17 protein-coding genes are annotated in these 16,392 nt (G+C 45.8%); 8 read left to right on the plus strand and 9 right to left on the minus strand.

What is annotated here, in order from left to right; all coding sequences use genetic code 11:
• The first annotated feature begins 18 nt into the window (after nt 1-18).
• The gene (locus L1271_RS21760) at nt 19-1,353 is read left to right on the plus strand and encodes a hypothetical protein (protein WP_235368791.1); all 1,335 of its coding nucleotides are present in this window, start codon (nt 19-21) and stop codon (nt 1,351-1,353) included.
• A gap of 29 nt (nt 1,354-1,382) precedes the next feature.
• On the opposite strand, the gene L1271_RS21765 is transcribed toward L1271_RS21760, so the two are convergent.
• From L1271_RS21765 to lptM, 7 genes are all read right to left on the minus strand, one after another.
• Nucleotides 1,383-2,894 carry a peptide MFS transporter gene (locus tag L1271_RS21765; protein ID WP_102055830.1) on the minus strand — a complete coding sequence of 504 codons (1,512 nt, stop codon included), beginning with the start codon at nt 2,892-2,894 and terminating at the stop codon, nt 1,383-1,385.
• 84 nt (nt 2,895-2,978) lie between these two features.
• Nucleotides 2,979-3,680: an HAD-IA family hydrolase gene (locus L1271_RS21770; RefSeq protein WP_235368793.1), complete on the minus strand. Its 702-nt coding sequence runs from the start codon at nt 3,678-3,680 to the stop codon at nt 2,979-2,981.
• 2 nt (nt 3,681-3,682) lie between these two features.
• Complete coding sequence (locus L1271_RS21775; protein ID WP_010604225.1) at nt 3,683-4,606, minus strand: tyrosine recombinase XerC; 924 nt, start codon at nt 4,604-4,606, stop codon at nt 3,683-3,685.
• The gene (locus L1271_RS21780; protein WP_235368794.1) at nt 4,603-5,229 is read right to left on the minus strand and encodes a DUF484 family protein; all 627 of its coding nucleotides are present in this window, start codon (nt 5,227-5,229) and stop codon (nt 4,603-4,605) included. The genes L1271_RS21775 and L1271_RS21780 overlap by 4 nt, the downstream gene beginning before the upstream one ends.
• Nucleotides 5,226-6,056, minus strand: a complete 831-nt coding sequence (gene dapF, locus L1271_RS21785; protein WP_039491011.1) for a diaminopimelate epimerase — start codon at nt 6,054-6,056, stop codon at nt 5,226-5,228. The genes L1271_RS21780 and dapF overlap by 4 nt, the downstream gene beginning before the upstream one ends.
• A 126-nt stretch (nt 6,057-6,182) precedes the next feature.
• A complete protein-coding gene (gene lysA / locus L1271_RS21790) occupies nt 6,183-7,436 on the minus strand; it encodes a diaminopimelate decarboxylase (protein ID WP_235368795.1) in 1,254 nt (417 codons plus the stop codon).
• Nucleotide 7,437: 1 nt separating this feature from the next.
• Nucleotides 7,438-7,614: an LPS translocon maturation chaperone LptM gene (gene lptM, locus L1271_RS21795; protein WP_099031388.1), complete on the minus strand. Its 177-nt coding sequence runs from the start codon at nt 7,612-7,614 to the stop codon at nt 7,438-7,440.
• Between the two features lie 155 nt (nt 7,615-7,769).
• On the opposite strand from lptM, the gene cyaY reads away from it, so the two are divergent.
• From cyaY to add, 7 genes are all read left to right on the plus strand, one after another.
• Entirely contained in the window at nt 7,770-8,090 is a 321-nt protein-coding gene (cyaY, locus tag L1271_RS21800) for an iron donor protein CyaY (protein ID WP_010378141.1), read from the plus strand.
• Nucleotides 8,090-8,746 carry an alpha/beta hydrolase gene (locus tag L1271_RS21805; protein WP_235368796.1) on the plus strand — a complete coding sequence of 219 codons (657 nt, stop codon included), beginning with the start codon at nt 8,090-8,092 and terminating at the stop codon, nt 8,744-8,746. Before cyaY ends, L1271_RS21805 begins: the two co-directional genes overlap by 1 nt.
• Nucleotides 8,747-8,791: 45 nt before the next feature.
• Nucleotides 8,792-9,703 carry a DUF2914 domain-containing protein gene (locus L1271_RS21810; RefSeq protein WP_235368797.1) on the plus strand — a complete coding sequence of 304 codons (912 nt, stop codon included), beginning with the start codon at nt 8,792-8,794 and terminating at the stop codon, nt 9,701-9,703.
• Between the two features lie 103 nt (nt 9,704-9,806).
• On the plus strand, nt 9,807-10,745 hold the full coding sequence (hemC, locus tag L1271_RS21815; protein ID WP_235368798.1) for a hydroxymethylbilane synthase: 939 nt from the start codon (nt 9,807-9,809) through the stop codon (nt 10,743-10,745).
• A complete protein-coding gene (locus L1271_RS21820; RefSeq protein WP_235368799.1) occupies nt 10,746-12,563 on the plus strand; it encodes a uroporphyrinogen-III C-methyltransferase in 1,818 nt (605 codons plus the stop codon). It begins immediately after the preceding gene.
• On the plus strand, nt 12,560-13,663 hold the full coding sequence (locus tag L1271_RS21825) for a heme biosynthesis HemY N-terminal domain-containing protein (protein ID WP_235368800.1): 1,104 nt from the start codon (nt 12,560-12,562) through the stop codon (nt 13,661-13,663). Before L1271_RS21820 ends, L1271_RS21825 begins: the two co-directional genes overlap by 4 nt.
• Before the next feature lie 132 nt (nt 13,664-13,795).
• Nucleotides 13,796-14,791, plus strand: a complete 996-nt coding sequence (add, locus tag L1271_RS21830) for an adenosine deaminase (RefSeq protein ID WP_211858973.1) — start codon at nt 13,796-13,798, stop codon at nt 14,789-14,791.
• 20 nt (nt 14,792-14,811) lie between these two features.
• On the opposite strand, the gene L1271_RS21835 is transcribed toward add, so the two are convergent.
• Both L1271_RS21835 and fre read right to left on the minus strand, forming a co-directional pair.
• Nucleotides 14,812-15,222: a CBS domain-containing protein gene (locus L1271_RS21835; protein ID WP_370599214.1), complete on the minus strand. Its 411-nt coding sequence runs from the start codon at nt 15,220-15,222 to the stop codon at nt 14,812-14,814.
• A gap of 399 nt (nt 15,223-15,621) precedes the next feature.
• Nucleotides 15,622-16,335 (minus strand): NAD(P)H-flavin reductase, encoded by a 714-nt coding sequence (fre, locus tag L1271_RS21840; RefSeq protein WP_095727054.1) that lies wholly within the window; start codon nt 16,333-16,335, stop codon nt 15,622-15,624.
• Nucleotides 16,336-16,392 lie beyond the last annotated feature (57 nt).

Here is a 16,392-nt window from a genome sequence, read left to right on the forward strand (position 1 = left end):
ATTAAACAGAGAGTAACGATGAATAATAAAGTTCTGTTGGTCAGTATGTGGGTGCTGTCTACATCAGCAAGCGCAACGCAAGTATTTATGAAAGGAAGTAACTGCCTGCTTACTGAAAAAACACAACAGATAGAATTAGTTGCGCAAAGTTCAGGCTCGATTTATGCGGTTGCTGGAAGAAAAGCAAGTAGTGAACAAGTCCGAAAAGTAGCGGGTAAACTGAGCGATGATGTAAAGATGAAGCTATTCGAAGCGCTGTCAACTAAAGCACAAGCTTATTCGTACGGCGTCATTGTTGATAGAGTGGTACTCAAAGAGCGTATCAAAGACACCTCAAAAGAAGTAAGTGTCTCTGGTCGGATTGTAGCTTACCCAGTCACTGCCTGTGAGACTTCGGAAGCCATCACGGCTAAAAACTATAACATGATAACCGCAACATCGTTTTCTGGTAAAACTCAGCGGATTGCCTTTAACGTGGAGATAGACCCAAACCCTAATGTACATGTGCCTAAACAGACGCAAGTTGATGATATGGTAATTTCACAAAAGCAAATCTTTGGTATTAGGTTAGGCTATACCTATACTGAAGCAGAGAAAAAAGTGGGGCGCTTTACCCTTGTCTGGCCACTTAATGAACGGCAAAAGCTAGCAATCATTGGTAGAAATCATGCGTTACTATTCGAAAACAATCTGTTTGTTGGTTATCAATATGCTTTCAATTTGTTGCCTGTAAGTCTTGCTAATCTTATTAATATTTACGACATTAACCTAGCCATTCATATTCAAGATGAAACCGTTGAAATCACGAAGGTTACATTGAGTGAGAAGGTGATGATGGCTATCAAAAACACTTTTCCTAGCGTGACGTTTTATCAAGAAGGAAAATACACCAAAGAGCCAAAAACTAAGCTTTCTGGCTTACAGATTGGTGAGTTTAATGTAACCAAACCAGCCGCACTTAGTTGCTATAAAGGTCAGATCGAGATAGACGAGTTTGTACAACATCACCAGCAAAGCCTAGTTCAATGGCAAAGCGTGGATGCGAAAACGGTGTTTTACACTGGTTGTAACCAGTTAATCGAATTAAATAAGCTTGGAAAGGTGACTTCGCTCAAGTTACTTGAGCCTTGGTCGCTAAGCAATGCAAATCTAATTGGGCTTGCTGATATGACAAGTGTGCTCTCACCCTGGGAGTTTTATGGAGTGCATTATTTAGACCCTGAAAATAAAGCTTCTTTGATAGGAGAGATTGAGGACTTTTACGGCACAATTGAGGTCACAGCCGAGCTGTGGGCTGGCCACTTCAAATCTTATGATGGTCAGCTTGTTTCTGCTGAATTTGAGAAGATGTAGAAGTCATCACTCCTACATCTTCAATTCGTTTAAGCCGTTTGTTCTGTCAGTGGCTTTTCAGATTGTTTTTCCCAATGCTTGGTTTTAAGACCAAGCACACCGACAAATACACCAATACCGATCGTAAATAATGCAATTTGCAGATAAAGGTTGGGCAAGTCTTCGATATTATTAGGATCAAAGCTACCAGCGAGTAGACCCGAGAAGATATTACCAATGGAGTAAGTCAGTACGAAAACCCCCATCATTTGCCCTGCAAAACGTTTGGGAGATAACTTACTTACTGCGCTTAATGCCACAGGACTTAAGCAAAGCTCACCCACGGTGTGCAAAAAGTAAGTGGTGATCAACCACATCGGTGCTACTTGTAGGCCTTGAGCTGCATATTGGGAAGCGAAAAACATCACAATAAATCCGCTCGCCATGATGATCAGACCAATCGCACATTTCACGCTATAGGTTGGCGTGATCATGCGCTTAGCCAAGTTAATCCATAGCGCAGCAAAGAAAGGAGATAACACGATAATGAAGAAAGCGTTGGCTGATTGGAACCAAGCGGTTGGAATACTAAAACTGCCGACTAATCTGTCAGTGTAATCGCGGGCAAATAGATTAAGCGATGAGCCCGCTTGTTCAAAACCAGACCAAAAACAAGTGGAAGCAACGCAAACCAAAAAGAGTGCCCACATCCGACGCTTTTCATCGGCATCAAGATTACCGCCAAAGTAGATATAACCGTAATACAAAAAGAATGTGACAGTAAAAGCAATCGCGACATATTTGGCGAGTTCTACTGGGTTAATCACAAAAACACCTGCAAACGCCGCTGCCGTTATTGCTGCAATAGCCGTAATGACTAAAACAATCGCACTCCAAGCTTTAGCACTTTGACTCCCCGTCATTGGGTTAGTTGGCGCATAGCCAACGGTAGCGATGTGTTTGTCTGTTAGGCGATAATTGACTAAGCCGATTGCCATGCCTACCGCGGCTGCACCAAAGGCCCAGTGCCAACCAACATTTTCCATAAAGTAGCCACATACCGCGTAGCCGATCACTGACCCTAGGTTAATCCCCATATAGTAAATCGCGTAGCCGCTGTCACGGCGGTTATCTTCATCGGTATAAAGCTGGCCAACCATAGCGCTAATATTGGGTTTTAATAAACCGGTGCCACTGGCAACAAAGATAAGACCAACAAAAAAGGAAAATTGACTTGGGATGGCAAGAATGATGTGGCCGCACATGATGATGATACCACCGTACCAAACCGCGCGTTGACCACCTAATAAACGGTCTGCTATCCAACCTCCCGGTAGACCTAAGAAATAAACCGAACCAGTGTAGAGGCCATATATTGCGGCGGCGGAGGCAACGGTGAAGCCAAGGCCTTCTTGCTGTAAGGTGGCTGTCATGAAAAGTACTAACATGGCGCGCATGCCATAATAACTCATTCGTTCCCACATCTCGGTGAGAAACAGAGTTTGCAGGCCTTTTGGATGACCAAAAAAGCCTGTATCACTTGTTGTGTCCTGTGATGACATATTTCACTTCCATTATTATCGTTTTTTGGAAGTCAATATTAGTACGTTATTCAAGCACCGAATGCAACCACATGAAAGGAAACATTACATCATCTTTTTTAACATTTGTATGTCATCGATTTCCACATTGGCTAATCCTTTGTACTGGTATGGTGCAAAGTGATTGCGAAGCCAAACACTAGGGCAGCCAGCACAGTGTGCTCCTTGTACATCGGTATCTAAGCTATCGCCAACATGCAGAAGTTGATGTGGTGCAAGGTTAAAATGCTGGCAGGCAAGCTGGTAAAGCTCAGGGTGAGGTTTAGCGCGGCCATCAATTCCAGCGCGAAGCACTAAGTCAAAACTATCGCGAAGATTAAATTTATCTATCTCGACATTACCATTAGTGATAGCAATAATGTGATATTGACTGCGTAACTGAGCAAGCAGGCTGATGACGGCGTCGCTGACCGTGATATTACTGCGGGCATCGGCAAAGGCTTGGTAGGCACGTAGTGCGTGCTGTCTACTTGTTGCGGTATCAAAGCCCAGTGCCGTGAAGCCCCATTCAAGTGCCACTTGACGCCACTTTGTCACATCTTCTGCAAGCGCACTGTTTTGTTTGAGCGTTTCGTTTCGACATTGAGACCAGAATGATCGCCCTTTCGCTTGCCACTCGGGAATAGCATCCAGGTGCGCTGTCATGGCGTTAACGGCCGCAATGATAACAGGCCTGTTGTCGTATAGCGTATCGTCTAAATCAAAACTGATGGCGGCAATGTCTGAAATGGGCTTATTGAATCTCATTGTTACTCGTCTTTTTGCTTTTTCGCTCTTGGGTGAGCGCTATCATACACTTTTGCTAAATGTTGAAAATCTAAATGGGTGTAGACCTGTGTGGCTGATAAGCTGGCATGTCCAAGCATCTCTTGTACCGCGCGCAAGTCACCGCTGGATTCTAGCATGTGGCTGGCGAACGAGTGCCTCAGTTTATGGGGGTGAATAGGTGTACTAACCCCTTGTTTCAAACCCCATTCTTTCATTCTTGCGCGGACATGGCGAGGGCTGATCCGGCGCTTCAATTTGCTCACAAAAAGCGCAGGTTCTTCCAATGTTGCAAATTGCGGCCTTATTTTGAGCCAATCAGCTAGTGCGTTTAGCGCTTTACCACCGACAGGCACAACACGCTCCTTGCCGCCTTTACCAAGCACGCGTATTTCACCGTCTTTGACATCCAATAGGTTTGCACCAACCAACTCGCTTAATCGCAAACCACTAGAGTACATTAATTCCATCATGGCTTTGTCACGAATGGCAAGCGCATCATCTGCCTGTATTTCAAGAAGTTGTCCCATTTGGTCAACATCAAGGTTCTTTGGGAGTGGTTTTTGAAACTTAGGCCCTCGGATCCCCTGCGCGGGATTGACAACAGCCTGTTGCGATTGTGACTTGAGCTTGAGAAATTTATATAAGCTCCGAATACAACTGAGCTTAAGGTTGATGGTTCTTGGGCTGTAATTTTGACCGCGAAGCTTCATGCTGTAGCGGCGAATTTGCTCGCCACTGACTTCTAGCCAAGAGGAGGCGTGGTCACAAAAATATTGCGCTGCTTGGAGCAGCTGAGTGTTGTATTGGGTTAGTGTATGTTCTGAATAGTGCTTTTCGTGGCGCAAGTGTGCCATAAAGGCGGTTACTGGTTGCGTCCAATCTTCCGATAGTGGTGTTAGGCTCATGCCAGCGCTTCGAGCTTAAGCGATAATGTTTGAATAAAAGCCGTGATCAACATATTGTCGTGTTGTGGCGAAAAGTGTTCTGGTGAGCGGCTGGCAAAAGCCAGAATAAAGCGACCTTTGTCTGACGCATCAACGCGGTAAAGTGCTACCGATCCTACTTCAATATCGGCAAACAAGAGTTCAGCTTGTGACTGACTGAGTCGTCCTAAGTAGCAGTTGTTACTGCTCAGTTTAGCTGACACGAGTTCCAAAAGCGTATCATCGATGTTGATGAGTTTACATGCTTGGATGTCCGGGTGGTCCTCAAAGCGCTGTGCTAACGTATGATTGATAGCACTCAACTCAGTACAACGCATGATAGCCAATTGGCATTCACTCAGCTGCTTGAAAACCAGTTCGTTGGCTTTTGCGTAATGGACCATGTCTTTGATCTGTTGCTGTAGTGAGTTGACTTCGTCGCGGAGCATCCGCTGTTGGTGCAAAGCAAGGTTTGGAAGCCCTTGCTGCTGGTGGTGTAGCTGCAAATCCAATAGCACATAAGGGTGCCTGAGCAAAAAGTCAGGATGCTTGCGCAGGTACTCAACGACTAATTGTTCAGTTGAATTTGCTTCTTTTATGGTCATATTGCGATTTGCCCATCAAAAACATGCTCCGCCGGTCCGGTCATTTTCACTACTTGACCTTGACCGCCCCAACGCACTTGAAGACTGCCACCTGGTAGGTCGACCCTAACGGTTTCTTCTAACTTGCCTTGCATTATGCCTGCAACTACGGCGGCACATGCTCCTGTGCCACAGGCAAGCGTTTCGCCAGCGCCGCGCTCCCAAACACGTAGCTTAACGTATTCACGAGAAACTACTTCCATAAAGCCAATATTGGCCTTTTGTGGGAAACGTTCATGGTGTTCAAGGAGTGGTCCAAGTGTAGCTACCTCAGCGGTTTCTACACTATCGACAATAATCACGCCATGAGGATTGCCCATAGAAACCGCGCTACAAAACACCGTATGTTCGTCGGCTCTTAAAATATAGGTGTTTTCTTGTTTGTTTGCACGAAACGGAATGGCTTGTGGGTTAAAATTTGGTTTGCCCATATTCACGGTAACTTGGCCGTCTTTTTCGGTATAAAGGGTGATATTGCCGCCCTTTGTAGAGACACAAACCTTGTGTTTGTTCGTTAAGCCCTTCATGCGGACAAAACGAGCAAAACAGCGAGCACCGTTACCACACTGCTCAACTTCGTTACCATCGGCATTGAAAATACGATAATGAAAATCTAAGTCCGGGGAATAAGGCGCTTCAACCATCAACAGCTGATCAAAGCCAATTCCAAAGTGGCGATCTGCTAACTTCTTAATTTGGTCTCGAGACAAAAACACATTTTGGGTGACATTATCTATCACCACAAAGTCGTTGCCTAAACCATGCATTTTTGAAAAGTTTATAAACATAGAGTGGTTATCTTTTGGTATAAAACCATGGCCTCACTTTACTAATACTTTGCCATGGATACCTCGACTAGGGAAGCTGCTTGGCATTAAGCCTTGTTTTGCACCCCTAGGATGTATCCAAGTCGATTATTGTGGCAGTAGTTGCTCAAATTGCCACAGAGATTCTAACGGCTCTCTTTGGCGGATTAGATGGTGTTGATTGTTATCAACCATGACCTCTGCACAGCGGGGGCGTGAGTTATAATTTGAACTCATGGTAAAGCCATACGCGCCTGCACTGCGCTGTACTAATAAGTCACCAGCCTTAATTTTAAGTACTCGGTCTTTACCTAGAAAGTCACCCGTTTCACATACTGGACCAACCACGTCGTAATTTATCGCGTCAACGTCGTCTCGCGGTGTGACTGGTACGATATTTTGCCAAGCCTGATAAAGCGATGGTCGTAACATGTCGTTCATGCCAGCATCAACAATGGCAAAATGCTTATGCTCGGTTGGCTTAATAAATTCGACTTTAGTCACCAGCACACCGGCATTGGCAGCAATCGCTCGACCAGGCTCAAAAATGAGTTCTAGATCATTGAACTGCGCCAATCGCGCTTTAATCTCTGCAGCGTAAGCACTCGGATGCGGCGGCTTTTCACCGTCATAAGGCACGCCAAGACCGCCACCGATATCGAGGTGATGCAAGTAAATTCCCGCTTTTTCAAGTTGAGAGATTAGAGCCAGCACTTTATCTAACGCCGCTAAAAATGGATTAACCTCAACCAACTGAGAGCCGATATGAAAGTCGATCCCAACCACTTTTAAACCCGGTAGGGCATAAGCGAGCTGGTAAACATCAAATGCGGCTTTGATATCAATACCAAATTTGTTCTCTTTTAACCCGGTTGAAATATAGGGGTGAGTTTTTGCATCGATATCTGGGTTTACACGCAATGAAATTGGCGCAATTTTATCCAGTCTGGTTGCCACTTCACTGATCCGATGAAGCTCTGCAATCGACTCAACATTAAAGCATTTAATCCCAGTCTCAAGCGCAAATGCAATTTCATCTTCCGTTTTCGCAACACCAGAAAAAACGACTTTTTGAGGATCTCCCCCTGCTTTTAGCACTCGCGCAAGTTCACCCTTCGACACGATATCAAAACCAGAACCAAGCTGAGCCAAGACGTTCAACACGGCGATATTTGAATTCGCCTTTACTGCGTAGCACACTAAGTGGGGATGACCGGCTGCGGCATCCGTAAAAGCGTGATAATGCCGCGTTAAAGTCTTCTTCGAGTAGACATAGCAGGGAGTACCATATTGCTCGGCGATTGTGGTTATGGCGACATCTTCAGCGAATAACTCGCCATCTTGATAATTGAAATAATCCATTTTAACGCTCCTGTTGTTCTGCTTCAGGCTGGTTTGCTTGTGCTGCTTTCGGTTGGTTTGGTTTTTTAGCCTGTTGTTCAGGCAAATAAAGCGGACCGCTTTGACCGCAACCCGATAATCCGATTAAAGTAGTAAAAACAAGTGCCGTTACGCTAAATTTATAAGGTGTCGCTTTCATTAGATAATTCGTGTCAGTGCCTTTATAATCGCAGAGTAACAGAATTGATAAAAAAAGCAGCTTTTCGCTATTGAAATTTCGTCTTCATCAAATTGCTCAAATAGCGAGTTAAGCTTAGGCACCATGCCGCAGTGCGTCAGTAAGAGGAAATCACGATGACAGAAAGTGAATATCATGAGTTAGCCGATGCGCTAATGTTGACTATTGAAGAGCAGATCGATGATTGTGACGCTGATTTAGATTACGAATCAGCATCGGGAATTCTAGAAATTATTTTCCCTGACAAGAGCAAAATTGTTATCAACAAACAAGCACCATTGCACCAAGTCTGGGTGGCGACTAAGTTTAATGGTCATCACTTTGAGTTGCGTGGCGATCAGTGGATTGATAATCGCTCCGGTGCTGAGTTTTGGCAATTTATGAGCGACGCGGCGACTAAACAGGCAAATATCGCAATAGAGTGGCAGCACGATTAATGTTGGAGTTTGTAGATTATCCTGCCAAAGGACAACATAAAGCGAGTATTATTTGGCTCCATGGTTTAGGCGATTCAGGAAACGGCTTTTTACCCATTGCCTCTGAGTTAAACCTGCCTGAGGAATTGGGTGCACACTTTATTTTTCCACATGCACCAGAGCAGCCGGTCACCATAAATGGTGGTATGGTGATGCGTGCATGGTATGACATTAAATCATTTGATCTGGATAAAAGAGCGGATGAGCAAGGTGTGCGAGACTCATCAGCTCAGGTTGAAGCGTTAATTCAGGCACAGTTAGATAAAGGTATTCCAGCTAACCGTATTATCCTAGCTGGATTTTCTCAAGGGGGCGTGATTGCGCTCCATCTTGCACCGCGTTTAACTGTTAAATTGGCTGGTGTCATGGCACTATCAACTTATATGTGTGTGCCTGAAAAGCTCAGTGCAGAAGCACAGCAAAGCGAGCTTACTATTTTTATGGCGCATGGCAGTGCTGATCCTGTCGTGCCGATGTTTGCAGGTGAGCACGCATTTAACACGTTACAACAGCAAGGCTATAAAGTGAGCTGGCAAGACTACCCAATGGAGCATCAGGTCTGTCTTGAAGAGTTAAAAGCCATTCGCGCTTGGTTAATTACGAGACTGAGCGATTAATATTAAGTGGTATAAGGTACTGGTGACAGATACAGGAGCAAAGCAATGTCACAAAAGATTGTCATAAAAACGTCGGTGAGTAAGCAACCCTCAGAGCCCTCAGCGGTGACCTATCAATGGCACTGGAAACGCATTTTTATGGCAACGGCAGCATTTGCTGGCATTGCGACCGCGGGGGTTTATGGTGTCGTGGATAACGTTAACGCAGATGAAGACGATGTCCAAGTGGCAGTACCTATGCATGCCACCATTGCGCAAACCGATACATCGCTGAATGACTCCCCTCTATTAGCAGACTCTAATGAGGAGCGTGAGGGCGAGCAGCTAAGTGCGGATACCTCACCTGATAGCGTTTTAACGACGCCCGAACTCACTCCTGCTGGTGCCGCGACGACCTCAATAGAGGTCGCTCAAGTCATTGCGTTAGACCAAGTGCAACAACACACTTCTGAAGAAACAGAAACAGAAACAGAAACAGAAACAGAAACAGAAACAGAAACAGAAACAGAAACAGAAACAGAAACAGAAACAGAAACAGAAACAAGGGCTGAAGCTAAAAATCAATTTGATGCTGAAGCGCGCATAGCCAGTGTCGCGCTAGGGGCAAAAATCGACACGCAATTTATCAGCCGCGCTGTACTCACTACCATGATTGATGACCGCGAACCAACGAACGTGTTGAAAGAGGTAATTGCGACCACTCAGTTTAGTGACAAGCTTTACTTTTTTACTGAAGTACACGCGCTTAAAGATCAAGTGGTGTCGCATTTGTGGTTTCATCAAGACGAGCTGATGGCAGAAGTGGAGCTTCCTATCCAAGCTGCGCGCTATCGTACTTATTCAAGTAAGAACGTCATGCCAAGTCAAACCGGAGATTGGCGTGTTGAGGTGGTGACGCAGTCTGGACAACTGCTTGCCCAAAAGACGTTCCGCATTGTGGATAACAGTCAGCAATAATCTTACTCGCAGCATTGTGTATGGCAGCATGTGACTGACTGCCATCACCACATAGTTAACTCTTTGCAGCGGCAATAACGCTGCAAAAAATGAAAGGTAAATCATGACAGAACAAGTTTCCATATTACGTATTGCAACGCGCAAAAGTGCTTTAGCGCTATGGCAAGCCGAATTTGTTAAGGCAGAGCTTGAAAAACACCATTCGAATCTAAAAGTAGAGCTCGTGCCGATGTCGACGAAAGGCGACAAGATCTTAGATACACCACTGGCAAAAATTGGCGGTAAAGGGTTGTTCGTCAAAGAGCTTGAGCAGGCCATGTTAGAAGGGCGCGCAGATATTGCAGTGCATTCAATGAAAGATGTACCTGTTGATTTCCCAGAAGGGCTCGAGCTGCATACTATTTGCGAACGCGAAGACCCAAGAGACGCGTTTGTGTCAAATACTTATACCTCACTTGCAGAGTTGCCTGAGGGCGCTGTGGTTGGCACTTCAAGCCTGCGTCGCCAATGTCAAATTCGAGCGGCTCGTCCGGACTTAATCATTAAAGACTTACGCGGTAATGTGAATACTCGCCTAGCCAAGCTAGATGCGGGTGAGTTTGATGCCATTATTTTGGCCGCTGCGGGACTTATCCGGTTAGAAATGGTGGATAGAATCGCAAGTTATATTGAACCTGAAGCTTCATTACCGGCCAATGGTCAAGGCGCTGTCGGCATTGAATGTCGTAGCGATGATGCTCAAACTAAAGCATTCCTTGCACCGTTGGAGCACACTGATACACGTATTCGTGTACTTGCCGAGCGGGCAATGAACCGCCGTTTGGAAGGAGGATGTCAGGTTCCAATCGGTGCTTACGCCGAAGTCTCGGGCGATCAGGTGCACTTGCGCGGTTTAGTTGGTGCTGTCGATGGCAGCGAAATTTTGCGCGGCGAATGCTCTGGTACGGTTGCAGAGGCTGAGCAACTTGGAATTCAATTGGCAGAATCCTTACTTGCGCAAGGTGCAGATAAAATTCTTGCTGAGGTTTATAGGGACGCTTAAATGAAAGTTGTGCTAACTCGACCCGTTGGCAAATCAGAACCTTTATCGGAGTTACTGACACAGCAGCAAATTAGCTCAGTGATTTGCCCAGTATTGCAGCTTAACGAAGTGGCGGTGAGTGACACCGCTAAAGCAATGATAAGCGAAGCCGAGTTAGCTATTTTTGTCTCGCCAGATGCGGTGCGATACTTTCACCAATTAGAAGTACCATTAGCCGGACATTGCGCAGCTTTTGCTGTTGGCGAAGGCACGGCCGATGCTATCCAGCAGACCCTAAATATCAAGGCTAAATACCCTAAACAACCTGATTCCGAAGGCTTGCTTGCACTCCCGCAGCTGTCCTCTGTTGAGGGCAAGCGTGTATTGTTGGTCAAAGGGAAAGGCGGGCGTCCCGTCATTGCGCAAACTTTAAAAGCGCGGGGGGCCATCCTTGACAGTCTAGTGGTTTATGAACGCGTTGCCGTAAAAGACAATGCAGATGGCTGGTTAGACCACTGGCGAAGCCAGCAGATTGAAGGTATAGTCATTACCAGTAATAGTGCAGCGGATGCGATTTTTAATACGCAGTCGTCAGCAAGTAAAGATTGGTTGGCTCAGCGCACTTTCTTTGTTGTGAGCCAACGTATTGCTGAGCATGTACAGCAATCCTATAACATCGAACAGTCTCAAATTGTGGTATGTCATGGCCCTGATAATCGTGCCATCGCAGGGAGTATCATCGACTATACCAAGCAGCAAGGGCGCAAAATGACTCAGTCTGAATCGCAAACAAAGAATACAAATACCCAGCAAGCTGCAAAAGCAGCAGAGCAAACCGTAACGCCACATCACGCGAAGGCTGGTGTGAGTAAGGTTGCGCTCCTTGCATTATTAGTGGCGCTGGGTAGTGGCGCTGGTGCTGGCTATGTCTATTTGCAACAGCAACAACAGTTGCAACAAGCGTTGCTAGCTAACCAAGCGATTAACGCTGAAAATCAGCTATTAAACACGCAGCTGAGCGGCACTAAGTCGCAACTTCAACGAGTAGAGAATGTGCTTGATTCGCTGCAAGACAATGTCGCAAAGCGATTGGCTGAGCAGCAGCAACATGTGGAAACCCAGCTAACGCAGACGCTTGCCAAGGCGCAGCAGCAAGTAAGCGGTGCAGTGGCCTCTGAAGCATTGTATTTACAGCGCCTTGCTGCATTTAAGGTTGCGGCAGAGCAAGATTATCTTGGCGCAATCGCTATCCTGCAGCGCTTGCAAGAGAGCTTAGAGTCTGAGTCAAACACGGCTGCTGTTAAGCAGGCGATTGCTAAAGATATTGCGGCTTTGAAGGCCTTGCCTAAGCCACAAACGGAGTCACTTTACTTTGAGCTTCATGGTTTATTGTCTCAAGTTGATACGCTAACGATCAAAACCAAGCAAATTCCGCAAAAGGCAGCGAGTGAAGATGCTGCGCTATCGCAACAGGTTGATGATTGGCAAGCGAACTTAAAGCGCTCTTGGCAGGGATTGGTTGATGACTTTATTACCATACGTCACCATGATGAAGTGGTGATAGACCCACTGCTAGATAAAAATGAGCAGCTGCTTATACGCACGCAGCTGCGTGCGTATTTAACCCAAGCACAAACCGCATTAATAGATCAACAAGCGAGCATTTACTTCAGTGCGCTTGATAGTGCAGCCGACACGCTGGCGCGTTATTTTGATACGCAACACGCGCCTGTGAGCGCGATGCAGCAGGCTTTAAACAAGCTGAGCCGCAGTGAAGTTCAGCGCCAAGAGCCGATTGAACTTGCCACCCCAGCAGCAGTAAAAGGGTGGCTAAAATGATGGCAAAAATCATCACCTTCGCGCTTATTTTTATCGCGCTAGCCGCCAGTCATTTGCTCATTGATGAGAGAGGCTATGTGTTGATCTCTTTCAATCAAACTACGATTGAAGGCAGCATAGTGTCTTTCACTATCTTGCTGTTGCTTGCCATCACCGCTTTAGTGTTGTTGGGTAAGGTAGTGCGTTGGTCGTGGCATCGCCTAGTCAATACGAAAGGTCATTTTTCCAGAAAGCGTAAACTAAAAGCGCAACAAACATGGAACGAAAGTTTGTGGCTATTTATTAACGGCGAAGTGGAACAAGCCGCAACCTTGTTGACGAAAACGCCGCAGCCGGATGAACGCCAAGACTATGTACGTGCCATCGCAGCCAAAGCGGCGTTAAAGCAAGGAGATATTGTCAAAGCGAATACGGAGCTAGAAGCAATATCGGATGTCAACCAAGGACAGCTCGCGGCACTGTGGTTAGAAGCAAATAATAGTGAACAGGCGTTGGCCTTACTTGATGATAAAATGTCTGCGGCTAAACCAACTTCAGCGGTGCTTAGCGGTTACATTTTAGCTTGCCTACAGGCTAAGCAACCCGAGCTGGCTGCTGCACAAATCGCGAAGTGGCATAAAAAGCTTAACTGGAGTGATACACAGTGGCAGAGTGTGTTCGAGCGCATGTTTGTGATAGCCCCAGAGCAAGCAGACACTTTGTTCAATATGCTACCTAAGGCAGTAAAAGCACATGCAATACCAGCCCTTAATAAGGTAAAGCTGCAACAGGGGCGCATAGCGGAAGTGTTGGATGAGCTCAAGAAGCTGCTCAAACAAGGTCAATATCACCAGCTGGCCGACTATCTGCAACACAGCACGCAAAGTAATAATGAACTCAAGTTAGCACTGCAGCAGCAATTGAAAAAACATCCAGATGACAAGGAGTTGCTGTTCTCATTGGCTTGCCTTTGCAATGCTGAGGGGGATTACGAACTTGCTGCGAAGATCTTTGATTCTTTAAGCGCAAACCCTTGGGAAGCGCGCTGGAGTAAGCAAGCTCAGCTCGCCTACGAAAAAATGCATACCTACGAGAAAGCGTATTTAATCGCAAAATCGTAACGAAAAGCCTGCGCAGCAATGTGCAGGCTTTTTTGTATTAAAGTTAGCTATACTCAATTCTGACATATGTCCTTGCTATCTCAGTTTAGGTGCGTATGATCCCAAAAATTTTAACTGCAAATCGAGTCTCTTATGATCAATAACACACTCCCACTATTAGATTTACATCGCCACTTAGATGGTAACGTTCGTGCTACAACGATTTTAGAACTTGGCCAGCAGTTTAATATGGATTTACCAGCAACGGATCTCGAAGGTCTACGCCCGCATGTTCAAGTGTTGGACAATGCACCCAATCTAATGGCGTTTCTTGAAAAACTAGATTGGGGCGTAAAGGTACTAGGTGACTACGATGCTTGTCGCCGCATTGCGATTGAAAATGTTGCCGACGCAGTTGCACAAGGTATTGATTACACTGAGCTAAGGTTTAGCCCTTACTACATGGCAAAAACCCATAATCTACACCCGCAGGGCGTTGTTGAAGCCGTAGTCGACGGTGTACAAAGTGCAGTTAAAGGCCAAGACATTAAGGTTAACCTGATCGGGATTATGTCACGCACATTTGGTGTTGAGAAATGCCAATATGAGCTAGACGCGCTACTTGCCTTTAAAGAGCAGTTGGTTGCGATTGACCTCGCGGGTGACGAGCTGGGCTTCCCGGGCGAGCTGTTTATTGAACATTATAAGCAGGTTCGCGATGCTTACCTTGGGGTGACGGTACATGCTGGTGAAGCTGAGGGCGCGGTAAGTATCTGGCAAGCCATTAAAGAACTAGGTGCAACACGTATCGGTCACGGAGTTAAAGCAATCCATGACCCAGCTCTGATGGACTATTTACGTGATAATCGTATTGGGATCGAGTCTTGCCTAACCAGTAACATTCAAACAAGCACTGTCGAAAGTTTAACCACGCATCCATTGAAAGCATTTTTAGATCATGGTGTGTTGGCAACCATCAATACCGATGACCCTGCGGTTCAAGGTATCGAGTTGGATAACGAGTATAGCCATGCGGCTGCGGCGGCAGGTTTAGATTTGAGTGATATCCATAAAGCGCAGCGCAATGCGGTTGAGATTGCCTTTTTAAGCGAAGCTGATAAAAAAGCGTTGCTTACAAAGAAAGCGTAGACTGAAATTGCTGTGTGGGATCACCCCGCACAGCTAAGATAACTCTCTTTTAACGCCGCAACGACTTGGCTGCGTGTCACAATTCCAATCACTTTGCCTTCATTGAGTACGGGATAAACCTTAGGACTATTTTGCTGCATACGTTGTGCAAGGTCGACAACGGTTGTTGCAGCTTCAATGCTGAGGGCAGGCGTAGCCAGTAAGTCTCTCAGCTGTACTTTACCATCACAAAAGTAGCTGGAATTAAGCAAAGGCTTGAGTAGCTGCTGCTCTGAAATAAATCCAACAAGATGACGCTGTGCATCTATCACTGGCGCACCAATTAAATGATGCTTTTGTAGCAAACTAATCGCGTCGGTTAGTTCGGTCTCGGCGGTTAACTGTGGGAAATCGGGTGACATGATGTCACGAACATAGAGTTTACTCATCATATTTCTCGCGGTGTTTGTGTGTAATATGAGAGTAGCGGGTGAGAGTGTTTTGGTAAAATGGATTGTTTTGATTGGTTCGTTCTGTTTTTCCAATGTGTGACTAAACACCTGCCACACATTGGATAAATTGCTATTAAATAACTTGGCTTAAGTTACTTAACCTGAGGTTTGGATAAGGAATGTTCCAACTCATTGTTTCTAAAGCACAACTTAGTTTTTTCCTTGTCTAGCCAGAGAGTTTTAGGGAAAACACCGCTTCCGCGTCCTGCTCTCGCTAAGGTACCTACATCCTGTAGGCAAGGCGAATTTACGCACCAATAGCTGGCTATTGGAAGTGAATTCAACGCAGTTAGCGCTAAAACTGGCTGCTAGAAAGGCATTAATTATCCGCAGCTCAGGTTACTTAATAAACGCAAAAGCGTCGGCGTACATAAAGTCGCGCTCAGCACCATGATTGATAAAGTCATCACGCACGATGCCAATCATGTCAAAGCGGCCTGCCATATAAATGCTGTATGGCTCTAAAGAAACGATATCTTTCATCACAGCCTGATGAACGAAACCACGATGGCCTTGCCATGCTTCACTGGCATTTTCTACCACAGGAATAAACTGAAAGTGTTTATTTGAGGCGGCCCAAGCTTCCATCTCCGCTTTTGCATATAGCGCAGATTCTTCTTTTACACCCCAATAAAATAAAACAGGTTGGTCGTAACCTGTTTCAGCCAAGTGATCGGCCATAGATTTGACATAAGAAAACCCAGTGCCGCCGGCAAGTAGAACTAGTGGACGCGCTTGATCAACACGGATCTGAGATACGCCAAGGCCAACTTCTAATGTAACGGTTTGCTTTGTATCAAAAGCGTTACGTAGGTGATCTAGTGATTGCATGGCATAAGAGTCTGCGCCAGAAGCACCGATATGTAACTCTAACTGCTCTGTTTTTGAAGGGCTGCTGGCAATCGAGAAAGCACGTTTGTCTTTTTCACCAAGTACCAATTGCAGATACTGGCCGGCTTCGAATTGCACCGCTTCTTCAGGTTTTAATATAACTTTGTGAACAAATTCCGTAAGAGGTGTAATTGAGACAACCTCTGCTGCTAATACTTGCATGTGTTACCTTTATTAAGCACGTGGCTAAAGTCTGTGCACTCTAGCATAGCTGAGTGC

It is taken from the genome of Pseudoalteromonas sp. OF5H-5, from assembly GCF_021530695.1.
Taxonomy (GTDB): Bacteria; Pseudomonadota; Gammaproteobacteria; order Enterobacterales; family Alteromonadaceae; genus Pseudoalteromonas.